At 75.0% G+C, this 21,205-nt stretch carries 22 protein-coding genes; 15 read left to right on the forward strand and 7 right to left on the reverse strand.

Annotated features, from left to right (window positions below):
• Positions 1-54 precede the first annotated feature (54 nt).
• The 3 genes from NL142_RS09930 to NL142_RS09940 are packed head-to-tail and all read left to right on the forward strand — an operon-like array spanning position 55 to position 2,240.
• The gene (locus tag NL142_RS09930) at positions 55-1,101 is read left to right on the forward strand and encodes a M4 family metallopeptidase (RefSeq protein ID WP_435079154.1); all 1,047 of its coding nucleotides are present in this window, start codon (positions 55-57) and stop codon (positions 1,099-1,101) included.
• On the forward strand, positions 1,102-1,383 hold the full coding sequence (locus tag NL142_RS09935; RefSeq protein WP_435079156.1) for a protealysin inhibitor emfourin: 282 nt from the start codon (positions 1,102-1,104) through the stop codon (positions 1,381-1,383).
• Positions 1,380-2,240, forward strand: coding sequence for a DUF3097 domain-containing protein (locus NL142_RS09940; protein ID WP_435079158.1), 861 nt, complete (start codon positions 1,380-1,382; stop codon positions 2,238-2,240). Before NL142_RS09935 ends, NL142_RS09940 begins: the two co-directional genes overlap by 4 nt.
• A 24-nt stretch (positions 2,241-2,264) precedes the next feature.
• Here the strand turns inward: NL142_RS09940 and NL142_RS09945 are convergent, their stop codons facing one another.
• The gene (locus NL142_RS09945; protein WP_435079160.1) at positions 2,265-3,338 is read right to left on the reverse strand and encodes a substrate-binding domain-containing protein; all 1,074 of its coding nucleotides are present in this window, start codon (positions 3,336-3,338) and stop codon (positions 2,265-2,267) included.
• Between the two features lie 112 nt (positions 3,339-3,450).
• Here NL142_RS09945 and NL142_RS09950 point away from each other — a divergent pair, with 112 nt between their 5' ends.
• The 5 genes from NL142_RS09950 to NL142_RS09970 are packed head-to-tail and all read left to right on the forward strand — an operon-like array spanning position 3,451 to position 9,157.
• Entirely contained in the window at positions 3,451-4,659 is a 1,209-nt protein-coding gene (locus NL142_RS09950; RefSeq protein ID WP_435079162.1) for an extracellular solute-binding protein, read from the forward strand.
• Positions 4,656-5,609, forward strand: a complete 954-nt coding sequence (locus tag NL142_RS09955; protein ID WP_435079164.1) for an ABC transporter permease — start codon at positions 4,656-4,658, stop codon at positions 5,607-5,609. Before NL142_RS09950 ends, NL142_RS09955 begins: the two co-directional genes overlap by 4 nt.
• Positions 5,609-6,424: an ABC transporter permease gene (locus NL142_RS09960; RefSeq protein WP_012038581.1), complete on the forward strand. Its 816-nt coding sequence runs from the start codon at positions 5,609-5,611 to the stop codon at positions 6,422-6,424. The genes NL142_RS09955 and NL142_RS09960 overlap by 1 nt, the downstream gene beginning before the upstream one ends.
• Before the next feature lie 7 nt (positions 6,425-6,431).
• Positions 6,432-7,583: an ABC transporter ATP-binding protein gene (locus tag NL142_RS09965; RefSeq protein ID WP_435079166.1), complete on the forward strand. Its 1,152-nt coding sequence runs from the start codon at positions 6,432-6,434 to the stop codon at positions 7,581-7,583.
• On the forward strand, positions 7,580-9,157 hold the full coding sequence (locus NL142_RS09970; protein ID WP_435079168.1) for an inositol monophosphatase family protein: 1,578 nt from the start codon (positions 7,580-7,582) through the stop codon (positions 9,155-9,157). The genes NL142_RS09965 and NL142_RS09970 overlap by 4 nt, the downstream gene beginning before the upstream one ends.
• Here NL142_RS09970 and NL142_RS09975 read toward each other — a convergent pair.
• Positions 9,154-10,110, reverse strand: coding sequence for an NUDIX domain-containing protein (locus tag NL142_RS09975; protein WP_435079170.1), 957 nt, complete (start codon positions 10,108-10,110; stop codon positions 9,154-9,156). The two genes, NL142_RS09970 and NL142_RS09975, sit on opposite strands and share 4 nt — an antisense overlap.
• Positions 10,111-10,150: 40 nt before the next feature.
• Here NL142_RS09975 and NL142_RS09980 point away from each other — a divergent pair, with 40 nt between their 5' ends.
• Entirely contained in the window at positions 10,151-10,630 is a 480-nt protein-coding gene (locus NL142_RS09980; RefSeq protein ID WP_194682361.1) for a hypothetical protein, read from the forward strand.
• A 54-nt stretch (positions 10,631-10,684) separates the two neighbouring features.
• Here NL142_RS09980 and NL142_RS09985 read toward each other — a convergent pair whose 3' ends face one another.
• Complete coding sequence (locus NL142_RS09985) at positions 10,685-11,692, reverse strand: NADP-dependent oxidoreductase (RefSeq protein ID WP_435079172.1); 1,008 nt, start codon at positions 11,690-11,692, stop codon at positions 10,685-10,687.
• Positions 11,693-11,808: 116 nt separating this feature from the next.
• Between NL142_RS09985 and NL142_RS09990 the strand changes: the two genes are divergently transcribed.
• On the forward strand, positions 11,809-12,594 hold the full coding sequence (locus NL142_RS09990) for a Pr6Pr family membrane protein (RefSeq protein ID WP_308726653.1): 786 nt from the start codon (positions 11,809-11,811) through the stop codon (positions 12,592-12,594).
• 63 nt (positions 12,595-12,657) lie between these two features.
• The gene (locus NL142_RS09995; RefSeq protein WP_435079174.1) at positions 12,658-13,401 is read left to right on the forward strand and encodes a hypothetical protein; all 744 of its coding nucleotides are present in this window, start codon (positions 12,658-12,660) and stop codon (positions 13,399-13,401) included.
• Here NL142_RS09995 and NL142_RS10000 read toward each other — a convergent pair.
• Positions 13,398-14,891: a flavin monoamine oxidase family protein gene (locus NL142_RS10000; protein WP_435079176.1), complete on the reverse strand. Its 1,494-nt coding sequence runs from the start codon at positions 14,889-14,891 to the stop codon at positions 13,398-13,400. The two genes, NL142_RS09995 and NL142_RS10000, sit on opposite strands and share 4 nt — an antisense overlap.
• Positions 14,892-14,934: 43 nt before the next feature.
• Here NL142_RS10000 and NL142_RS10005 point away from each other — a divergent pair, with 43 nt between their 5' ends.
• The gene (locus tag NL142_RS10005; protein WP_435079178.1) at positions 14,935-15,363 is read left to right on the forward strand and encodes an RNA-binding S4 domain-containing protein; all 429 of its coding nucleotides are present in this window, start codon (positions 14,935-14,937) and stop codon (positions 15,361-15,363) included.
• Here NL142_RS10005 and NL142_RS10010 read toward each other — a convergent pair.
• Positions 15,360-16,328, reverse strand: a complete 969-nt coding sequence (locus NL142_RS10010; protein ID WP_435079180.1) for a 3-methyladenine DNA glycosylase — start codon at positions 16,326-16,328, stop codon at positions 15,360-15,362. The two genes, NL142_RS10005 and NL142_RS10010, sit on opposite strands and share 4 nt — an antisense overlap.
• 92 nt (positions 16,329-16,420) lie before the next feature.
• Here NL142_RS10010 and NL142_RS10015 point away from each other — a divergent pair, with 92 nt between their 5' ends.
• The 3 genes from NL142_RS10015 (at position 16,421) to NL142_RS10025 (ending at position 18,410) form a co-directional block, all read left to right on the forward strand.
• Positions 16,421-16,855, forward strand: a complete 435-nt coding sequence (locus tag NL142_RS10015; RefSeq protein WP_012038592.1) for a hypothetical protein — start codon at positions 16,421-16,423, stop codon at positions 16,853-16,855.
• Positions 16,856-17,077: 222 nt separating this feature from the next.
• Entirely contained in the window at positions 17,078-18,106 is a 1,029-nt protein-coding gene (locus NL142_RS10020; protein ID WP_435079182.1) for a hypothetical protein, read from the forward strand.
• 46 nt (positions 18,107-18,152) lie between these two features.
• Positions 18,153-18,410 (forward strand): hypothetical protein, encoded by a 258-nt coding sequence (locus NL142_RS10025; protein ID WP_194682355.1) that lies wholly within the window; start codon positions 18,153-18,155, stop codon positions 18,408-18,410.
• Positions 18,411-18,488: 78 nt separating this feature from the next.
• Here NL142_RS10025 and NL142_RS10030 read toward each other — a convergent pair whose 3' ends face one another.
• Both NL142_RS10030 and NL142_RS10035 read right to left on the reverse strand, forming a co-directional pair.
• Complete coding sequence (locus NL142_RS10030) at positions 18,489-19,469, reverse strand: J domain-containing protein (RefSeq protein ID WP_435079185.1); 981 nt, start codon at positions 19,467-19,469, stop codon at positions 18,489-18,491.
• Entirely contained in the window at positions 19,466-21,133 is a 1,668-nt protein-coding gene (locus tag NL142_RS10035; RefSeq protein ID WP_435079187.1) for a stealth family protein, read from the reverse strand. Before NL142_RS10035 ends, NL142_RS10030 begins: the two co-directional genes overlap by 4 nt.
• Positions 21,134-21,205 lie beyond the last annotated feature (72 nt).

Genomic DNA, 21,205 nt, shown 5'->3' on the forward strand with positions numbered 1-21,205 from the left:
GCCGGATCCGCCGCGACCCATGACGATGTCGCCGCCCCGTGCGAGTCTCGGGTCATGAGACGCACCATCCTCCCGCCGTACCTGCTGACCCGCCTCGCCGAGGCCGACCCCGACCGCATGGCCGCCGCCCGCCAGGCCGCCCGCCGCGCCCTCCGCGACCAGGGACCGCTCATCCACGACCGCCGCGGTCCGGGCGCAGCGCCGGACGCGTCGGCGCTCGCGGAGCGTGACCCGTCGGGGATCCACCGCACCATCTCCGACGCCGGGAACCGCGAGGAGCTGCCGGGCCGCACGGTGCGCGTCGAGGGCGCGCCCGACACGGGCGACGCCCAGGTCGACGAGGCCTACGCGGGGCTCGGCGCGACGTACTCCCTCTTCTCCGAGGTGTACGGCAGGGAGTCGCTCGACGACCGCGGCCTGCCGCTGCTCGCGACCGTGCACTACGGCGAGGAGTACGACAACGCGTTCTGGGACGGCACGCGCATGGTGTTCGGCGACGGGGACGGCGAGGTGTTCGCGCCGTTCACGCGGTCGCTCACGGTCATCGGGCACGAGCTGGCGCACGGGGTCACGGAGCTCACGCTCGGCCTCGTCTACCAGGGCCAGTCGGGTGCGCTCAACGAGTCGATCTCCGACGTGTTCGGCGTGCTCGTGGAGCAGCACTCGCTCGGGCAGAGGGCCCACGAGGCCACCTGGCTCGTCGGCGCGGAGCTGTTCCTCGAGCGGTCGACGGGCCTGGCGCTCCGCTCGATGCGCGCGCCCGGGACCGCGTACGACGACGACGTGCTGGGGAAGGACCCGCAGCCCGGCCACATGGACGACTACGTGGAGACCCAGGAGGACAACGGCGGCGTCCACATCAACTCCGGGATACCCAACCGCGCCTTCTTCCTGGCGGCCACGGCGATCGGCGGCAAGGCCTGGGAGGGCGCGGGCCGCGTCTGGTACGACGTGATCGAGTCCGGCGCGGTGCGCGCCGACGCCGACTTCGCGGCGTTCGCCCGCGCCACGATCGACGCGGCGGCGGCGCGGTACGGTGAGGGCGCGTCCGAGGTCGCCGCGGTCCAGGCGGCGTGGGAGGGCGTCGGGATCGAGGTCTAGGTGGAGATCGCCGTGTCGCGCACGGGCGGGGTGGCGGGCATGACCCGCACCTGGTCGGTGCGCGTGGACGACGGCCAGGACGGGGCGGCCGACTGGAGCGCGCTCGTCGACGCCTGCCCGTGGGACGAGCCCGCCGTGCTGACCCCCGGCGCCGACCGCTTCGTCTACCTCGTGCGCGCGGGCGACCGCGAGGCGCGACTCGGCGAGGCCGCGGTCGACGGCGCGTGGCGTCGGCTCGTCGACCGGGTGCGCGACGCGTCCCGTGAGAGCCTCGGAGGATGACCCCGCCCCCCTCCGCAGACGACCGCTACGGACAGGACGTGCTCGCCCCCGGCTGGCGCGGCCCCGCGAAGAAGGCCCCGCGGCCGCAGGACGCGACGCGCGACCTCGTGGTCGAGGAGCTGTCGACCGGGTTCTGCGGCGCGATCGTGCGCGTCGAGTCCGGGATGGTCGTGCTCGAGGACTTCCGCCGGAAGCAGCGCACGTTCCCGCTCGGCGGATCCTTCCTGCTCGAGGGCGAGCCCGTCGCGCTGCGCGTCCCGCGTGCCGCGCCCGCCGGACCCGCTCGCACCGCGTCCGGCTCGCTCGCGGTCGCCGACGCCAAGGCCCGCGTGGCCCTGCCCAGCCGGATCTTCGTGGAGGGCCGGCACGACGCCGAGCTCGTGGAGAAGGTGTGGGGCGAGGACCTCCGGATCGAGGGCGTCGTCGTCGAGTACCTCGAGGGCGTCGACCACCTCGACGAGGAGCTCGACCGCTTCCGACCGGGCGCGGGCCGCCGCGTCGGCGTGCTCGTCGACCACCTCGTGCCCGGATCCAAGGAGAGCCGCATCGCCGAGGCCGTCGCCCGCGGGCCGCACCGGGCGCACGCGCTCGTGGTCGGCCACCCCTACGTCGACGTCTGGCAGTCGGTGAAGCCCGGGCGTCTCGGGCTCCGCGAGTGGCCGGTCATCCCGCGGAACGTGGAGTGGAAGCACGGCATCTGCGCCGCGCTCGGCTGGCCGCACGACGAGCAGGCGGACATCGCGCGGGCGTGGCAGCGGATCCTCGGCCAGGTGCGCTCGTACCAGGACCTCGAGCCCGCGCTCCTCGGCCGGGTGGAGCAGCTCATCGACTTCGTGACGGACCCCGCTGGACGCTAGCGTCCGGGCGCGAGGCGCCGCGCGTCAGGCGGGTGCCGCCGCCGTGTCGCCCATCCGCACGCGCACCGGCAGCACGACGCTCGCCGGCGCCCGGCCAGCGAGCAGCTCGCCGACCATGCGCCCGGCGCGCACCCCGCGGTCGTGCAGCGGCTGCTCCACGGTGGTGAGCTGGCGCTCGAGCCACGGCAGGTGCGCGCCGTCGAAGCCCGTGACGGTGAGGTCCTCCGGCACGCGCAGCCCGCGCGCGGCGGCGGCGCGGATCGCGCTCGCGGCGAGCATGTCGTTCTGGGCGAGGATCGCCGTCGGCCGCGACGGCAGGTCGAGCAGCACGCCCGCGGCGCGCTCCCCCGCCTCCAGGTCGCGCCCGCCCGCCTCGACGCGGACGGCGTCGGGGAAGACGCTCCACGCCGCGCGGAGCCGCTCCCGGATCGTGCGGTTGACGATGTCCTCGAGGTCGCGACCCACGGGGATCACGGGGCCGGGCGGGCCGTCCTCCTCGATCCGCGTGGTGCGCATGAGCACGGCGACGTGGCGGTGGCCGAGGGCGCGCACGTGGCGCGCGAGCTCGCCCATGCCGCGGGCGTCGTCGATGTCGACCACGGCCACGCCCTCCCCGTGCGGCCCCTCGACGCCGACCATGGGGATCCGGCGCGCGCGCAGCCCGGGCAGGAGCGCGTCCACCTCCTCGCCGCGGGTGAGGAAGACCACGGCGTCGACGGGCATGCCCTCGAGCAGCGGCGCGGATCCCTCGCGCGGCTCACGCCGTCCCGGCAGGAGCAGCTGGCCCACGTCGAGGTCGTCGAGCGCCTCGCTGAGGCCGGCCATGGTCGCGAGCGCGACCGGGTTCTGGAAGGCGCGGCGGATGCTGCCCGCGACGACGACGCCGACGATGCCGGAGCGGCCGCTCTTCAGGGACCTGGCCGTGGGATCCGGGCCCGCGTAGCCGATGCTGGCGGCGGCGCGCAGGATCCGGGCGCGCGTGGCGGGCGTGATCGAGCCGGTGCTGCGGTACGCGAGCGACGCCGTGGAGGTGGAGACGCCTGCGAGAGCGGCCACGTCGGCGAGGGTCACGGAGGCGCGGGGCGAGTTCCTCCTCATGCCGCCCACCCTATTCACGGCAGGCTCCCCGGCACGCCCGTTCGCCCTCGGGGACCTGGATCGCAACGTCCCGTTCACGTCCGGGCCACCGGAGGACCGCACCATCGAAACGATGCGATCCGCATCCCTCCCCCAGCAGAAGGACACCCGACCCGTGATCCCCCGCCGTTCCCTCCTCGCCCTCGCCGCCGCCGCGTCCGCCGCGGTCGCGCTCGCGGGCTGCGCTCCCACCACGAGCACGCAGGCCCAGGCCCAGAACCACGCCGTCACCGACGCATCGGGCACCGCCCGCGTATTCATCTCCGGCGACACCAACGTCCAGGCCCTCTGGGACGACGGGATCATCCCCGCGTTCGAGAAGGCGAACCCCGGCGCCTCCGTCACCACGACACTCGACCTCCACGGCGAGCACGACGCCCAGACCATGGCTACGCTCACGAGCTCGGTGCAGGGCGGATCCGACCCCGGCTACGACCTCATCGACGCGGGCTTCACCGCGGCGGCCGGCACCGGCGGGCTCCTCGCGCCCGTCTCGGCCGACACCATCCCGAACCTCGCGACCGTGCCCGACGCGACCGTGCAGTCCGGCGGCGGCTTCGGGATCCCCTACCGCGCCTCGTCCGTGCTGCTCGCCTACGACTCCACCAAGGTGACCGACCCGCCGAAGACGCTCTCCGACCTGCTCTCCTGGATCCGCGCCAACCCCGGCCAGTTCGCCTACAACTCCCCCTCCACCGGCGGATCCGGCCAGGCGTTCGTCACGACCGTCCTCGACACCCACGTCGACGACGCCACGCGCGAGAAGATGACGACCGGGTACGACCAGTCGCTCGAGAGCGCGTGGGACGCGGGCTTCGACGAGCTCAAGGGCCTCAACTCGGCCATGTACCAGGGCGGCGTCTACCCCAACGGCAACAACCAGGTGCTCGACCTGCTCGGCACGGGCGCCATCGAGATGGCCCCCGTCTGGAGCGACCAGGTCATCACGGCGCAGAAGTCCGGCACGCTGCCGGCGACCGTGAAGTACGCGCAGATCTCCGACCCGGCCTTCACCGGCCACGCCTCCTACCTCGGCATCCCCAAGACGGCCGAGCACGCGGACGTCGCGCAGAAGCTCGCCGACTACGTGCTCTCCGCCGAGGGCCAGGCCATCATCGCGAGCACCATCGCGGGCTACCCCGTGATCTCGCTCGACCAGGTGCCCGCCGACCTCAAGGACCAGTTCGCCTCGGCTGACCCGTCGACGCTCCGCCCCGGCTACTACAGCCAGATGGCGTCGGACATGTCGAACCTCTGGGACCAGAAGGTCCCCGGCCAGTGACGACCGTCCGGACGGCGGATCCCGCCGCCCGGGCCGCCAGCGCGCGGCGGGTCTCCCCGGAGACCCGCCGCGCCGGCGTCGGCCTGGCTCTCGCCCTCCCGCCCGCGCTCCTGCTCGCGTTCTTCGTCGGGATCCCCGTCGTCCTCGCGATCGGCTTCAGCCTCGGCCACACGGGCGGGCTCAACAGCACCATCGCCACGATCGGCCTCGGCACGCGCACCGCCACGAGCTGGTGGGGCACGCTCGACGCCTACGTCGACGTGTTCACCGACCCGCGGTTCCTGCGCGACCTCGGCGTCACGGTGCTCGTGACGGTGATCTCCACCGCGATCGTGATCGCCCTGTCGCTCGCGATCGCGCTCAACCTGCGCCTCCGCGGTGGCCGCCTGGCGTCGGTGTTCGCGGGGCTCGCGATCGTCCCGCTGTTCATCCCCGTAGTCATCGCGTCGTGGGCGATCCTCACCTTCTACTCGGGCGACGGCTTCGTCCGCACGGTCTTCGCGCTCGTCGGCCTCGAGGGGCCGACCTGGGGCTACACGACGGTGGCGGTGGTCATCGGATCCGTGTGGACGAGCCTCCCGTTCGCCACGCTCATGGCGACCTCCGGCGTGCAGGGCATCCCCGACGCCATGATCGAGGCCGCGCGCGACGCGGGCGCCTCGACCTGGGCCATCGTCACGCGCGTGCTCGTGCCGCTCGCCGCGATCCCGCTCGTCATCGCGACGACCTTCACGGCGATCGGCGTGCTCGGCTCCTTCACGGTGCCGTACTTCACCGGCCCCAACGCGCCCAGCATGCTCGGCGTCGACATCTCGAAGTACTTCACGGGCTTCAACCACCCGCAGCAGTCGATCGTGATGGCCGTCGTGGTGTTCGTGCTCGCGTCCGGCATCGCGTTCCTCTACGTGCGGGCCAACTTCCGCTCCGCGAAGAAGGAGGGCCGGGTCTGATGCGCGCTCTCCTCTCCGCCCGTGGCTGGATCCAGGCCGCGCTGTTCGCGGTCGTCGCGGTGTTCATCCTCGGCCCGCTGCTCTGGCTCGCGGCGCACGCGTTCGCGACGAGCTGGGACTACCCGAGCCTGGTGCCCGCCGGCCTCACGCTCGACTGGTGGCGCGTGGTGTTCGAGGACGCCGAGCTCGCGGCGGCCGTCCGCAACTCGCTGTACTTCGCGCCCATCACGGTGCTCGTCTCGGCGCTCGTCTGCCTGCCGGCCGCGTACGCGTTCTCCCGGTTCCAGTTCCCCGGCCGGCGGATCCTGCTGGTGGGCCTCTTCGCCACCAACGCGTTCCCCAAGATGGGGCTCTTCGTGTCGATGGCGTCGCTGTTCTACGGGCTGCACCTGATGAACACGGTCACGGGCATCGTCATCGTGCAGCTGATCGGCACGGTCGTGTTCATGACCTGGATCCCGGCCGCCGCGTTCAGCGCCGTGCCGCGCTCCCTCGAGGAGGCAGCGCGCGACGCGGGCGCCGGACGCGTGCGGACCTTCCTGCACGTGACCCTGCCGCTCGCGCTGCCCGGGATCCTCGTGGCCGTGCTCATGTCGTTCCTCGCCGCGTTCGACGAGGCGCAGGGCACCTACCTCGTGGGCGCGCCCGTCTACATGACGATGCCGACCGAGATGTACTCGCTCGTCCTCAACCACCCGAAGCAGGTCGCCGCCGTGTTCGCGATCCTCCTCTCCGTCCCCTCCGTCGCCCTCCTCCTGCTCGCCCGCCGCCACATCATGGGCGGGCGTCTGGCCGAGGGCTTCCAGATCCGTTAGGCCGGTCATGACCGCATCCGCCCCCACCTCCCCCACCGCCGCCCCGCCGCGCGCGCACGACGACGGCACCGGGACGGCCGCGCCGTCCGGCCTCGTCGTCGCCGGGCTCTCCAAGGACCTCGGCGGCCGCACCATCGTCGACGACCTCCACCTCGACGTCGCGCGCGGCGAGCTCGTCGCCCTGCTCGGCCCGTCCGGCTGCGGCAAGACCACCACGCTCCGCATGATCGCCGGGTTCCTCGAGCCCGACCGCGGATCCGTGGTCATCGGCGGCCGCGACGTCACCGCAGCGGGCCCCGACAAGCGGCCGAGCGCGATGGTGTTCCAGAACTACGCGCTCTGGCCGCACCTCACCGTGTTCAAGAACGTCGCCTTCCCGCTCACGCTGAAGAAGCTGTCCAAGGACGAGATCACCCGTCGGGTCATGGCCGCGCTCGAGACCGTGAACCTCGGGCACCACGCCCACTCGCGCCCCACGCAGATCTCCGGCGGCGAGCAGCAGCGCGCGGCGCTCGCCCGCGCGATCGTGCAGGAGCCCGACCTGCTGCTCCTCGACGAGCCGCTGTCGAACCTCGACGCCAAGCTGCGCGTGAAGGTGCGCGAGGAGATCCGCGACATCCAGCAGCGGCTGGGGATCACGACCGTCATGGTCACGCACGACCAGGACGAGGCGCTCGCCATCTCCGACCGCGTCGCCGTGATGCACCAGGGCCGCATCGAGCAGGTGTCGGCCCCCACGGAGCTCTACGCCCGGCCCCGGACCCTCGTCGTCGCGTCGTTCATCGGCAGCATGAACCTGCTGCCGGCGCCGCGCCTGCAGGGCACGACGCCCGAGACCCTCACGGCCGGCCCGCCCGCGGCGTTCGTGCCGACCTCGGCTGACGCCGACGTCTGGGCCGTCCGCCCCGAGGACGTGTCCTACGCACCGCGCGGGACCACGCCCGAGGCAGACGCGACCTCCGTGGTCGTCCGCCGGGTGCTGCCGCACGGCCACTTCCAGGAGCTCGTGCTCGACGCGGGCGGCGTGGAGGTGCGCGCGCTCGTGACCGGATCCGCGCCCGCGGTCGGCGAGGCCGGCACCGTGACGCTCCGCGAGGTGCGGCACTACCGCGACGGGATCCTGGTGCCGGACGGCGCCACGGCGGGCGACGCCCGATGACGGCCGCGACCGCCCACCGCGGCGACTCCTCCCGGCACCGCGAGAACACGCTGGAGGCCATCCGCTCGGCGGCCGAGGCCGGCGCGCGGACGGTCGAGGTCGACGTGCACGTCACGCGCGACGGCCAGGTCGTCCTCGTCCACGACGACACGCTCGAGCGCCTGTGGGGCGTCGACGCGCGGATCGCGGACCTCGACCTCGCCGACGTGCGCGCGCTCGGCGGCGGGGATCTCCGCATCCCGCTCCTCGCCGAGGCGCTCGAGCTCCTGGCGGGCACGGACGTCGAGCTCGTGATCGACATGGCGTCCGGGGATCCCGCCGCCGCCGCGCACGCGGTCGTCCGGGCCGCCCCGCGCACGCCGCGGGTCGCCTGGTGCGGGCACCTCGACGGCATGCGCGTGATCCGCGAGCTCGACCCGGCGGCCGCCATCTGGCTGCCGTGGGCCGACCCCCAGCCACCCACCGCGGACGACCTCGCGGAGCTCCGGCCCGCCGTCGTCAACATGCCGCACCTCGTCGTCGGCCGCGCGCTCGTGGACGCCGTGCACGCGCTCGGCGCGGGCGTCACGTGCTGGACCGTGGACGAGCCCGCCCAGATGGAGTGGCTGGCGTCGATCGGCGTCGACGCGATCACCACGAACGAGCTGGCCACGCTCCTCGACGTGCTCGCGCGCCGGGAGGCCGATCCCGCCGCCGCGGACGCCCGCGCGACCGCGCCCGCCGCGGAGCGGACCCGCGCCCGTGCCGCGGCGCGCGACCTCGCGGCGCGCGCGGTGCACCACGTCCGCTCGCACGAGGTCGGGGCCGTGACGACGAAGGCGAACCCCGCGGATCACGTGACGGAGATCGACCGGGCCGTCGAGCGCGACGTGCGCGCGGTCGTGGGCGCGCAGTTCCCGCACCACGTGCTCGTCGGCGAGGAGTACGGCGGCGAGGCCGTGCCCGGCCGCCCGTGCTGGTACCTCGACCCCGTCGACGGCACCGCGAACCTCGCGAACGGCGTGCCGTGGACGAGCTTCTCGCTCGCCCTCGTGGTCGACGGCGAGCCCGTCGTGGGCGTCGTGGCGGATCCCTGGCGCGGCACGGTCGTCGAGGCCGCCGCGGGCGAGGGCGCCTGGTCCGCCGGCGCGCGCCTCGACCTGCGGGCGACGCCGGGCGGCGTCCACGTGCCCGACGCGGATCCCCTCCGCGGCCGCATGGTGAGCACCGAGCTCGCGGGTCACGCGCCGTGGCCGGGGATGCTGCCGCTGCTCGACGCGCTCGCCGCGCGCTACTGCACCATGCGGATCATGGGGTCGGGGACGCTCACGGTCGCCGGCATCGCGCTCGGCCACGGCGCGGGCGCGGTGATCGGCGCGTTCGGGCCGGTGGACCACCTCGCGGCGACGCTCATCGTGCGCGAGGCCGGCGGCGTCGTGCTCGACGCGGACGGCGAGGACACGCTGTTCCCGGCGTCGGGCGGCGTGCTCGCGGCCCGCGACCGGGAGACCGCACGGGCCCTGCACGCGCTCTGGCGCGCGGGGATCGTCGAGGCGACGTCCGCCGCGCTGCCGACGCGCGCGCCGGCGGCCTAGCCCGCGTCGAGGTCCGCGCGCGCGTCGAGCAGCGCGCGGACCCGACCGGGCCCGACGACGCGTGCGCCGAGCGCCTCGACCCGGGCGACGAGACCGCGGTCGGCCGTGACCACCACGACCTCGCGCCCGGCGTCGCGCGCCGCGCCGACGACGCGCACGATCTCGCCGTCGCCGTCGGCCGGCGCGGCGACCACGGCGACGCCGGGCGCGCGGAGCGTGGGCGACGCGGGAGCCGCGGCGGGCGCCGCCGGGAGCGACGCGACGCGCGCGTCCCCCTCCACGACCGCCACGACGTCGGGCCAGCGCACGGCGCCCGGCAGGTCGAGCTCCGCGGCGGGCAGGCCGTCGCGCGCGAGCTCGTCGAGCCCGGCGAGGAGGCGGGTGGTGGATCCGGCGCGGTCGCGCCACCAGCCGTCCGGCCGGGAGCCGAGCAGGTTGGCTGTGTCGACGACCAGCGTGACCTCGCGCGCGAGCTCGTCGCGCAGCATCGGCCAGGCGCGGCCGAAGCCCGGGTGCAGCTCGAGCCCGTCGACCTCGTCGACGGGCACCCAGCGCAGCTCGATGCTCTCGGCGTCCGCGACGCGCGGCTCGAACGGGCGGATGGTGCGGGCCGTCACGGTCGTGTAGCTCCAGAAGCCGAGGTCGAGCACGGTCGCCAGCACGGGGCGGATCCCCGCGGGCGGCACCCCCGCCTCCTCGGCGGCCTCGCGCGCGGCGCCGTCCACGGCGGACTCGCCCGCGTGACGTGCGCCGCCGGGCAGGCCCCACGTGCCGCCGTGGTGGCTCCATGCGACCCGGTGCTGGAGCAGGACGCCGCGATCCGGGTCGTGCACGAGCAGCCCCGCGGCGCCGAACGCGCCCCAGAACCGCTGGCCCTCGGGGCTCTCGACCCACGCGTCGCCGCTGTCGCGATGCGCCCCGCGCGGGAGCTCGGGCGGGCGGTCGGCGGTCATGGATCCACCATCTCACGGGCACCTTCGATAGCGTCGGGGCATGTCGTGCATCAGGTTCACCACCGCCGCGCAGCTCGAGGCCCTGCACCGGACCGCGCCCGCCGTCCTCACCGCGGAGCAGGCCGCCGCGCTGCATCCCGCGCCCGAGGTCACGCCCAGCAAGATCCGCCGGCTCCGCCTGCTCGCCGAGCACCGCGACCCCAAGGTGCGCGAGAGCGTGGCGAGCAGCCTGCACGCGCCGCTCGACGTGCAGCAGGCGCTCGCGCGTGACGCCGACGAGGGCGTCCGCGCGTGCCTGGCGCGCAACCCGCAGGCGCCAGCGGCCGTGCTCACGATGCTGGTGGGCGACACCTCCGAGCGCGTGCGCTCCTGGCTCGCCGTCAACGACGCGACGCCGCAGGCCGCCGTCGCGATGCTCGAGTGCGACGAGTCGCCCGCGGTGCGCGACCTGCTGCGCTGGCGCGAGGCGCACATCGAGGCGCCGGCCGAGCCGGAGCCCGCCGAGGTCGTCGCGCGCTGACCCCGGCGGGCGTCACCCGATGGGCGTCACCCGGCCGGGGTCACCCGTTCCGCGTCAGGCCCGCCCGTCCGCCACGTCGCGCGCCTTCGCCGTGCTGCGCCGGTCGCCCGGGTAGTGGACGGGCCGCATGCCGAGCACGATCTTGCCGCGCGCGTGCCGGCGCTCCAGGTCGTCGAACGCGTCCTGCACCTCCGCCAGCGGGTAGAAGCCCGAGACGAGGACGTCGACCTCGCGCTTGGCCGCGAGGTCCGCGACGGTCGCGAGCGTGCGCGAGCGGTGCACGTCGTCCTCCTCCACGGGAGGAAGGACGGCCTCGAGCTCGAGCTCCCGGCGGTCGTCGCTCGAGCTGAAGCGCTTGCCCGCCACGCCCAGCTCCTCGGCCACGTGCTCGCCGCCGCCGAAGTTGTCGACGAAGCCCTGCACGCCGTTCGGCGCCGCCGCGCGGATCCGGTCGGCCAGGCCGTCGCCGTAGACGACCGGGGTGACCCCGATCTGGCGCAGGTAGTCGAAGTTCCGCTCGCCGCACGTGCCGATGACGCGGGCGCCGCGCCGCATGGCGAGCTGCGCCTCGATGCTGCCGACTCCGCCGGCCGCCGCGGTGACGACGAGCGTGTCGCCCTCGCCGACCGTGACCGCGTGCAGCACGTCGTGCGCGACGAGCCCGGCGAGGAACAGCCCGCCCGCCACCTCCCACGGGAGCTGCGCGGGCTTCAGGACGACGTTGCCCGCTGGCACGACCACGTGCGTCGCGTGCGCGGCCATGACGGTGTGACCGAGGACGTCCTGCCCCTTCTTGAAGCGCGTGACGCCCTCGCCGACCGCCGCGATGCATCCGGCGAAGTCGCTGCCCTGCCCGTTGGGGAAGGCGGTCGGCACCTCGTCAGGGAAGCGGCCCTGGCGGATGTACGCCTCGATGTGGTTGATGCCCGCCGCGAAGACCTCGACGAGCACCTCACCGGGGCCGGGCGAGGGACGCGGGATGTCGACGACCTCGAGGACGTCGACGCCGCCGAAGGATCCGAACTGCACCTGCTGGCTGGTGGATCGCGATGAAGGGCTCATGGGCGTCATCCTGCCGCTCCCGCCCGCGACGCGCGAGGGCACGGAGCCGATCGTGAGACCTCGTTCGTAGACTGGACGCGGCCGGCATGCCAGGAGCCGGCCGTGATCGGAGTCACGTGCAGAGGATCCTCGGTGGCGTGCGCCTGGTCGCCGCGATCGTCGTGGTCGTCGCGCTCGTCGGCGACTTCGACTACGTGCAGGGCTTCACGACCTTCGCGGCCGAGAACTGGTTCAGCTACTTCACGACGCAGAGCGGGATGGCCGGCGTCGTCGTGCTCGCCGCCTCCGGGCTGCAGGCCCTCCGCGGCCGCGCCGAGCCGCCGCTCATGGCCGCGGTGCGCGCCGTCGTGCTGAGCTACGTCGTGGTGTCCGGCGTGGTCTTCGGCCTCATCGTGCTGGAGTCCAGCTCGCAGGCCTACTACGTCGAGGTGCCGTGGTCGAGCCGCCTGCTGCACTTCGTGATCCCCGCCTACGCGCTCCTCGACTGGACCCTCGCGCCGGGCCGCCCGCGCGTCACGTGGAAGGCCGTCGGCTGGGCGATGCCCTTCCCGGTCGCCTGGTGCGCCTTCACGGAGGTCCGCGGTCCGCGCGTCGGCTGGTACCCGTACTTCTTCCTGGATCCCGCGCAGGTCGGGGTCCCGTTCGAGATCGCCGCGTGGCTGTCGCTGGTGGCGGGCGTGCTGGCGGGGGTGTCCGCGTTCGTCGTGGCGCTGAGCCGCGTGCGGCCGGCCGATGCCGGGACCCTGCGGCGGACGCCGCATGGCGACGCGCCGGGCGGGACGGCACCCCGACAGCCCGCGCCGTCGGATGCCGAGGACGAGTCGGTGGCGGAGACCGCGGGGACGCCAGCGCCCCGGCGGGCACGGGGATCCGCGGGCGACAGGGAGACCGTCCGCCGCTGAGGAACGGAGCACGGCATCAGGCGGCTCCCTTGGCGCCACGCTGTCGCGTGACAGCATGGACGGATGGTCACCGACGACGGACGCTCCGCTGCCCGACCCGACGACGCGGCACGAGGGCCGGCGCTCGAGCTGCGCTGGCCGTCGGTGGTGCGGGACGACCCCGATCCGGAGGCCCTCGTGGTCGACGTGGTCAACGTCGGCGACGCACGGTGGGTGCCCGTCGCGTCGTTCCACACGGTCGGTGGCCTGACGCCGCGCGGCGGCGTCGCACGGGGCATCGACTTCGCGTTCGTCGGCGGGACGCCCGGCGCCGTGCCGCTGGATCCGGGTGACAGCACGCGCGTGCCCGTCCACGTGGCCACGTCGGAGTGGAGCGGCCTCGAGCCCGGCGAGCACGAGGCACGCGCGACGATGCCCGCCCTGGGGATCCGCACGGCCGACCCGCTGCCGGTGCGGGTCACGGCCGCGATGATCGCGCGACACGTCCCGGGAGCTGTCACCGCTCTCGGAGCGGCCGCCGAACGCAGCGCCGTCGAGACGCAGATCTCCGCCGACCGGGCACGGCTCGCCGCCGGCGCCGACCTGGAGGCGCTGGGCGCGACGCTTGCGCGGGCGGAGTCCCACGAGGACGCGATGGCGCGCATCGTCGACCTCCTCGGCGTCGACCGCGACGGAGCCCAGCAGGTGCTCAGCAGCTTCGTCCGTTGGCTGCTGCCGTACGAGATGGCCGAGACCCGGCGTCGCCTGGCGCGCAGCGAGAGCCGACGCGACGCCCTCGGCGACGGCCCGGCGGGCACCACGGCCTAGGGGGTCGGCTCGGCGCTCGGGCCGGGATCCGGCGTGGCCGTCCCCGTCGCGAGGAGCTCCGGATCCGCGAACGGCGCGAGCGAGCGCAGCGCCGCCGACCGCAGCGCCTCGTCGTCCATCGCCGCGATCCGCTCCGCCGCCTCCGCGCCCACCTCGGCCATGAGGACGGGCTCGCCCGAGATCGGCATGAGGTTGTACCAGCGGGTGAAGCGGCCGTCCTCGTCGTAGGAGGTCCAGACCGTGGCCGTCGTCGACCAGAACGGCTCGGCGAAGCGCAGCCAGATGCGGTCCGCGCGGCCGGGGCCGAGGGCGCGGATGGCGATGTCGTGGGACGACGGCAGCGCCGGGTCGAAGGCGATCGCGCCCTCCTGCAGCACGCCGAGCGGCACCGTGACGACCACGCGGTCGACCGACAGCGACTCGCCGGATCCGAGCCGCAGCCCCACCCGGCCGTTGCCGTAGGCGATGCGCGAGACGGTGGACTCCCGCAGCACGTCGATGTCCTGGTCGCGCAGCATGTGCTGCACGAGGCCCGCGAACCCGCCCGTGACGGCGACGTTGCCGACGGGCGCCGGCTCGTCGAGGCCGCGGGCGCCCGAGAGCTCGTCGGGTGCCGCACCGTGGGCGATCGCGACGTCGGTGGCGAGGAGCGCGGCGAGGCGGGCGGCGGGCGACGCGGCGCCTCCCTCGGTGGAGAGGGCGTCGCCGCCGGTCTCGCGCAGGGCCGCGGCGAGGCTCACGGCGCCCGGCTGCGCGAGGGCCCAGGCGCGGGCGGCGGCGAGGGCGTCGGATCCCGCGCTCGACGGATCCAGCACGGCGCCGTCGGGTCCGCGGTCCTCCGCGACGAGCGCGAGGCCGTAGCGGGTGATGCCGGCGGCCTCGATCGCGTCCCGCAGCAGGTCGTCGTCGTCGGCGGCGATCCAGAGCGCGCCGAGCTCCGCGGGGTGCGGCCAGCCGGTGCCGCCGGCCGCGCGGATCCGACCGCCCAGGTCCGCGCGCGCCTCGACGAGGACGACGTCGTGCCCGGCGTCACGGAGGGCCCGGGCCGCCGCCGTTCCCGCGATGCCGGCGCCGACGACCGCGACGCGCTCGGATCCGGCGCCCGCGCGATCCACCTCGCCCGCCGCGCGGAGCCCCGAGGCGTACGCGCCCGCGACCGTGCCGGGGCGGTCGGCGCTCGTCGCCTCGCCGGCGAAGAACACGCGGTCCTGGATGGGGCGGGCGAGCGCCTCGCGGTCGGCGGTCGTGGCGCCGGGTCGGAGGAAGCTGCCGGATCCGCGTGCGAACGGGTCGCCCGCCCAGTCGGAGCGCGCGAAGGCGACGGGATCGGGGAGGCCGGCCGCACCCGCGGTGGGCGTGGGGGTCGGCGTCGCGGAGGGGGTGGCCGTGGGGGTCGCGGGCGTCGGCGTCGTCCGCGTGCACGCCGCGAGTCCGAGGAGCGACAACCCCGACACGGACGCGGCGAGGAGGGTGCGGCGGGAGATCGACATGCTCGGGCCAGCGTACCGGGGAGCCGTCGCCTAGGGTCGGAGCATGCCCGCCGACGCCGCCCCGCCTCCCGCGCGGGCCGCGGATGCCACGCAGGCCGCGGTCCGGGTCGACAGCTGGCTCTGGGCCGTGCGGATCTACAAGACCCGCTCGCAGGCGACGGCAGCCTGCCGGGCCGGGCACGTGAAGGTGGCCGACGAGCGGGCGAAGGCATCCCAGTCGGTGCGGCCCGGCGACGAGGTGCGCGTGCGCGTCGCGGGTGCCGAGCGGATCCTCGTGGTGCGCCGCACGCTCGTGAAGCGCGTCGGACCCGCGATCGCCGCGGAGGCGATGACCGACCTCACTCCCCCGCCGCCGCCGCGCGACGCCGCGCCCGCGACGATCGTGCGCGACCGCGGCGCGGGACGCCCGACGAAGCGCGACCGGCGCGAGATCGAGCGGCTTCGCGATCCCGAGGGGATGCGCGGGCGCTAGAGCCCGGCGGCAGCGGCGCGACGCGCCTGCGCGAGCTCGTCGAGGATCCGCGTCCTCAGATCGTTCGACCGCTCCGCGAACCCGCGCTGCTCGGCCGCGTAGCGCGCCTTGCCCGCGGGCTCCTCGATGCGCACGGCCTCGAGACCCAGGCCGGAGACGTCGTACGGGCTCGCGCGCATGTCGAGCGAGCGGATGTCGCGGGCGAGCTCGAACGCGTCGAGCAGCGTCTCGCCGGGCACGAGCGGGCCGAGCTTCGTGGCCCACTTGTAGACGTCCATGCCGGCGTGCAGGCAGCCGGGCTGCTCGAGGTCCGGCTGGGTCTCGCGGGTCGGCGCGAGCGCGTTCCGCGGCACGGCCTCGGGCGTGAAGAAGCGGAACGCGTCGATGTGCGTGCAGGCCAGCTTGTGCGTCTCGACGACCTCGTCGGTGGCGGCGGATCCGAGGCGGAGCGGCAGGCGCTCATGCCGCTGCTCGCCGGGCCCGACCTTGTAGACCATCGCCCACTCGTGCAGGCCGAAGCAGGAGAAGCGGCCGGGGCGCGCGGCGGTGCGGCCGAGGATCCGCTCGATGAAGGACGCGGTGGATCCGCGCGCCTCGAGGTACCCCGCCGCGTCGACCCGCACGCCCCCGGCCGCGCGGCCTTCGTCCGCGACGTACCAGCGCCAGGCCGCGCGCTCGTCGCCCGCCGCGTCCGCGAGCACGACGCCCGCGCCCGGGTGCCAGCGGCGGAGGAGCGACGGCTTGTGCGGGTAGTAGGTGAAGAGGAAGTCGTCGACCTCGTGGGTGCGGCCGGCGAGGCGGCGCGCCCGGAACCCCGCGGAGAAGGCGTCGGCGCGGTCGACGTGGCGGGCGGCCCGCTCGCGCCAGTCGGCGGGTCCCTCGACCGCGGACAGGTGGCGCACACCCCGGTCGGTGGTCGCCGTCGCCGCCGCCGCGGAGGTCGCGGGATCGGCGGCGGAGGTCATCCGACGAGGCTACCCGCGCGACCTGGCCCGATCCGCCCGTGGACGCGGGACTCCGGCCTCGCCGGACGCCCCGCCCCGGATAGCATGAGCGCATGGATGACGACTCCCTTCTCACGCCTCCCGGCGTCGCCGGCTACACGATCACCGAGATCGTCGAGAGCGAGTCGGGCGGCGAGCCCCTCTTCATCTCCGCGATCCACCTCGACGGCGAGCACGTCGCCAACTGGATCTCCACCGACCTCGACGAGGACGACGGCATCGTCGCCGACCTCGACCACGCGTTCGGCGGCCCGGCCACCGATCGCATGTTCCGCCAGGCCGCGGCGATCTTCCCGGACGCCGTGCTGTCCGAGATCCTCCCCGAGCTGGTCAGCTTCCTCTGGGTCGTGGCCGACGTCGCGGGCGTCGCCGACGACCAGGACCTCGACTTCGAGGCCGCCATCCGCGTCGTCGCCGCCGAGGGCGACCTCGACGCGCAGGACCGCGACCTGCTCGGCCGCCTCGAGAGCCTGAAGCGCATCGACTGAACCACCGTCTCCGAGCGCGCCGTCCGCATCGCGGGCGGCGCGCTCGTGCGTGTGCCGCGGGTGTGGACGGGACGGGCGCCCCGCGGCGCGTGCGGCCTAGCGTGGGCCTCCCGTCCCGATCCGGCCAGCGACCCCGCCCACGGCCGTCGGGACGCGGGGCGCCCGACGGCGCGACACGAGCGCCGGGCTGCCGGCGCCCCACGGGAAGAGGCCTGCCACCGCATGATCAACGAGACCCTCATCGACACGCCCCCTCAGCTGTGGCGCACCGCGGAGCTGGTCGACAACGCCCGGCGCTACGTCGACGGCGTCGACGATCCCACGCCCGACCACCTGTTCCTCGCGCTGAACACGCTCACGCTGGTGCTGGCCCGCGCGGGCGAGGCGGAGCGGGCGTCCGCGCTGCTGGACCGCGGGATCGCCGCGGCCGACCGGCTCCTGCGCACGGACGCCGACGCGATCCGGTACGGCGTCGAATGCGTCATCAACCACGCCGACCTCCTGCGGTACGCCGGTCAGCCGCGCGCCGCGATCGCGCTCCTGCGCGAGGTCCACGAGCTGTCCAGCGGCCGGCAGCCGGATCGCGACGAGATCCTGGGGGTCGACCTCGCGCGCGGCCGGGACGCGAGTCCGGCGGTGCTCGGGGGCGCCATGTTCATGCTGCGGCTGCGCAGCCGCATCTCCCTGCTCAAGACGCTGGTCGCCGTCGGCGACGAGCGCGCGGCGCTCGAGCTCGCGCGGCGCTCGGCCGAGGACAGCCGCGAGGGCGGCGGCCCGCTGCTCGACGCGGCGCTCGACTACGTCGCGGCGCTCGACGACGATGCGCCCGCTGCCGCACCGGGCTCGCCTCCCGCCACCGCCGTCGAGGTCTGCCAGCTGATCCGCGCCCAGGCCCGGATTGACCTGACGATCCTCCCCGTCGAGGAGTTCGACGCGGCCGTCGACCGCGTCGCGGCGAGCACGACGCTGCACAACCCGCGCACCCCGATCCTCTGGCGGGTGGCGCACGCCCGCGCGGCGGGCCTCGGGGCGCGGGTCGATCACCACCTGGGCGACATGGGCGACGCGTGCGTCTCCGCCGGGGACAAGCGCCTGCACGAGCGCGCCCTGGTGTTCGCCGGTCGGGACGCCGGCGAGGCGCGGGCGCTCTTCCCGGATCCGCGCCCGGATGCCCGGGAGCTCGAGGTGCTCGCCGACGCGTTCTCCCGCTGCGTCGACCAGCTCGACGCGCCGCTCGCCCCCGCAGTCTGACCGCGCCCGCCCTGACGCGCGCGGGGCTCCGGCGTACGGTCGAGTGATGAGCGACTCCGACATCGATCCCCTGTCCACTGTCCAGGGCGCCCCCGGCGTCTCGCAGGCCGTGCCCGGCGAGGCCGACTCCGACGCGAGCGTCGGCGGCACGGTGCCCGACGGCGAGAGCATCCAGCACGTCGACGACGACGAGGCGCCCGGCGACGGCGGCCTCTCCAGCGGCGGCGACTCGCTCGGCGCGGACGAGGACGCGGCCGCTGCCGGCGCCGACGCGGGCGACGCGCCGACCGACCTGCCCGCCTGATCCATCCGCACCGCCCGAGGGCCCGCGCGATCCGTCGCGGCGGGCCCTCGGGCGTGCCGCAGCCCGGACGGCGCGAGGTCAGCCCGTGGCGGGATCGAGGAGCGTCAGCCGCTCGCGGAGCAGCGCCCGGACGGCGTAGGGATCGGCGACGCTGAGCCGCCCCTCCTCCGAGACGCCGTCGCGCAGCACGAGCGGCAGGACGGATCGCCGGACGACGAGCGCGCCGCGGTTGGGCCCGCGCTCCACGCGCTCGACGGGCTGGGCGAGCGCGTCGTCCGGCACGACGACCACCGCGGCCGCGAAGCGCACGCCCGCAGAGGCAGCCAGCGAGCGGGCGGCGCCGACCAGCCACGTGACGGGCGCGTCGCCCGGGGCGAAGGCGCCGTCGGGATCCGCCGCGACGGGCTGCAGCTCGCCGCGCACCAGCTGGACGGCCGTGCCCCAGTCCTCGGAGCTCAGCGCGAAGAGGCCGGCGGGGGCGAGCACGACGTGGTCGACCTTGCCCGCGCCCGCGAGCGGGCGCACGTCGTGGAAGATCGTGGCGCCCATGCCGAGCGACGCCGCGGCCCGCGCGGTCGCCTCCTCGGCCAGGGCCTTCGCGAGGAGCCAGCGGACGTCGCGCGGCGCGCGGCGCACCAGCTCGGGCGCCCAGGGATCCACGCCGAGGTCGGTCCCCGGCGCGACGCCCTGCCACTCGGCCACGCGGTCGAGGTAGTGGGCGCGGGCGAGCGCGCCCGCGACCCCGTGGACGGTCGCGCCGAGCCGGGTGCCCGATCCGGGTGCGGGCGCGTACCCGGCGTCGTCCGGGCCGAGCGGGTCGTCGTCCGCGGTCGTCGTGCGGCCCTGGCCTCGGTCGTACGCGGCGCGGTCGTCGGCATCCCCCACGAGCTCCCACGCGCGCTGCACCGCGTGGAACAGGTGCGCCTCGCCGCCGGTGTCCGGGTGGGTGGCGCGGACGAGCCGACGGTACGCGGCGCGGAGGGCGGCGGTGTCGGCCGCGGGATCCACGCCGAGCACCTCGTACGGCGTGCGGTCGGCGGGGCTCCCCGCGCGGGTCACTCGGCCGGAGCGGCGGGCGCGCCGGACAGGTCGGCGGCGCCGGCCACCTCCGCCTCCCACGGCGCCGGGATGCCGTAGTAGCGCTCGAGGAAGTCCTGCACGCGCTCCTGGCGCTCCTCGGCCGGCACCTCGGGGAAGGATCCGTCGTTGAGGCAGAAGAAGTCCTGCGAGCGGCGCTTCAGGAGGCCGGGGAGCAGATCCAGCCCGGCGCGCGACGTCGTGTCGACGTAGGCGACCTTGGCGTTCTCCTGCTGCACCGCGCGCGCGGTCATCTGCGCGTAGTAGTGGTACAGCGAGTTGGTCACCGAGATGTCGGTGCTGGAGCGGAAGCGGCTGAGCTGCGTGCGGTGGAAGTCCTCCGCGAACTCCTGCTCGAGCTCCAGCAGCACGCTCTTGCGCAGCGGGGTGGCCGCGTGCTCGAGGTGACGGGTGATGAGGCGGCCGAAGCGGTCCATGAGCAGGCGCCGGTTGACGCGCGCCGAGTTCTCGAAGCCGCTGCGGTCGGAGTCGTTGTCGCCGAGGCCGATGCGGGTCGACGCCTCGATGAACTTCGTGATCCCGCCGGGCGAGAAGAACATGCCGGGCTGCACGGGGCGGCCGAAGAACATGTCGTCGTTCGAGTAGAGGAAGTGCTCGCTGAGCCCCGGGATGTGCTGGAGCTGCGACTCGACGGCCTGCGAGTTGTGCGTGGGCAGCCCGGCGGGATCCGTGAAGAACTCCTCGCTGCGCACGAACGTGACGCCGGGGTGGTCGGCCAGCCACGACGGCTTCGGGGAGTCGGTGACGATGAAGATCCGGCGCACCCACGGCGCGAAGAGGTAGACGGAGCGGAGCGCGTACTTGAGCTCGTCGATCTGGCGGAAGCGGGCCTCGGAGTCGTCGCCCTCGCCGACCACGACGTCCTTCATGCGCTCGGCACGCCGCTTCTGGAACTCCGGGTCGTTGCCGTCGACCCAGGAGAAGACCATGTCGATGTCGAACGTGATGTCGGACGCCTGCGCGTCGAACATGCCGCGCAGCGTCTTCCACTCGTGGCCGTACATCTCGACCGTGGTGGGCACGACCTCCGCGGCGGGCAGGATCTCGCGCGTGAGCGAGTTCTCGACCGGCCAGACGATGGTCTCGCCCTCGAAGCGGAAGAACTGCAGCTCGACCGCGGTGGACGCGCCGTACGCCAGGAGGCCCACCGGCTCGATGCGCGGGCGGTAGAGGCGGAAGATCCCGGCGTCGGGGTTGTCGGTGAGGCGGCCGTCGGCGACGAGCAGCGGCGGGCGGCGGCGGCCATCCACCGTCTTGGCGTACAGCGGCTCGTCGGCGCACGCGGCGACGAGGGCGCGGACGACCGTGTCGCGGTTCTGCACGTCGATGGCGATGACCGGGCGCTCGTCGTTGCCGCGGATCAGCCAGAAGTCGATGCCGGTCGCGAGCAGCGCGTCCCGGATGAAGAGCAGGTCGGTGACGAGCGCCTGGTGCGGCGTGAGCGAGCGGTTGACGAGCGTGGCGAGGCCCTTGCGGACGACGACGTCGGGGCGGTGGTGCGTGGTGGGCCACGTGGCGGGGGCGGGGGCGACCGCGTCGTCCTGGCGGGAGAACTCCTCCTCGCTGGTGGCGGGATCGACCGTCGGCTCGAGCGCTACGTTGAACTGCCGTGCGCTGCCCGCCATGGATCATCCCCTTGGTGCTTCTCGTGTGCCTGGTGCGGTCGCCTGACCCGACGGGTGGCGACGGACCATTCT

It is taken from the genome of Clavibacter quasicaliforniensis (assembly GCF_051201715.1).
GTDB classification, from domain to species: domain Bacteria; phylum Actinomycetota; class Actinomycetes; order Actinomycetales; family Microbacteriaceae; genus Clavibacter; species Clavibacter seminis.

What these genes read in the sequence shown, in the direction of transcription:
- NL142_RS09930 (WP_435079154.1), top strand. Translation starts at nt 55, where the DNA reads ATGAGACGCACCATCCTCCCGCCGTACCTGCTGACCCGCCTCGCCGAG.
- NL142_RS09940 (WP_435079158.1), top strand. Translation starts at nt 1,380, where the DNA reads ATGACCCCGCCCCCCTCCGCAGACGACCGCTACGGACAGGACGTGCTC.
- NL142_RS09945 (WP_435079160.1), bottom strand. Translation starts at nt 3,338, where the DNA reads ATGAGGAGGAACTCGCCCCGCGCCTCCGTGACCCTCGCCGACGTGGCC.
- NL142_RS09950 (WP_435079162.1), top strand. Translation starts at nt 3,451, where the DNA reads ATGCGATCCGCATCCCTCCCCCAGCAGAAGGACACCCGACCCGTGATC.
- NL142_RS09960 (WP_012038581.1), top strand. Translation starts at nt 5,609, where the DNA reads ATGCGCGCTCTCCTCTCCGCCCGTGGCTGGATCCAGGCCGCGCTGTTC.
- NL142_RS09965 (WP_435079166.1), top strand. Translation starts at nt 6,432, where the DNA reads ATGACCGCATCCGCCCCCACCTCCCCCACCGCCGCCCCGCCGCGCGCG.
- NL142_RS09970 (WP_435079168.1), top strand. Translation starts at nt 7,580, where the DNA reads ATGACGGCCGCGACCGCCCACCGCGGCGACTCCTCCCGGCACCGCGAG.
- NL142_RS09975 (WP_435079170.1), bottom strand. Translation starts at nt 10,110, where the DNA reads ATGACCGCCGACCGCCCGCCCGAGCTCCCGCGCGGGGCGCATCGCGAC.
- NL142_RS09980 (WP_194682361.1), top strand. Translation starts at nt 10,151, where the DNA reads ATGTCGTGCATCAGGTTCACCACCGCCGCGCAGCTCGAGGCCCTGCAC.
- NL142_RS09985 (WP_435079172.1), bottom strand. Translation starts at nt 11,692, where the DNA reads ATGAGCCCTTCATCGCGATCCACCAGCCAGCAGGTGCAGTTCGGATCC.
- NL142_RS09995 (WP_435079174.1), top strand. Translation starts at nt 12,658, where the DNA reads ATGGTCACCGACGACGGACGCTCCGCTGCCCGACCCGACGACGCGGCA.
- NL142_RS10000 (WP_435079176.1), bottom strand. Translation starts at nt 14,891, where the DNA reads ATGTCGATCTCCCGCCGCACCCTCCTCGCCGCGTCCGTGTCGGGGTTG.
- NL142_RS10005 (WP_435079178.1), top strand. Translation starts at nt 14,935, where the DNA reads ATGCCCGCCGACGCCGCCCCGCCTCCCGCGCGGGCCGCGGATGCCACG.
- NL142_RS10010 (WP_435079180.1), bottom strand. Translation starts at nt 16,328, where the DNA reads ATGACCTCCGCCGCCGATCCCGCGACCTCCGCGGCGGCGGCGACGGCG.
- NL142_RS10015 (WP_012038592.1), top strand. Translation starts at nt 16,421, where the DNA reads ATGGATGACGACTCCCTTCTCACGCCTCCCGGCGTCGCCGGCTACACG.
- NL142_RS10020 (WP_435079182.1), top strand. Translation starts at nt 17,078, where the DNA reads ATGATCAACGAGACCCTCATCGACACGCCCCCTCAGCTGTGGCGCACC.
- NL142_RS10025 (WP_194682355.1), top strand. Translation starts at nt 18,153, where the DNA reads ATGAGCGACTCCGACATCGATCCCCTGTCCACTGTCCAGGGCGCCCCC.
- NL142_RS10035 (WP_435079187.1), bottom strand. Translation starts at nt 21,133, where the DNA reads ATGGCGGGCAGCGCACGGCAGTTCAACGTAGCGCTCGAGCCGACGGTC.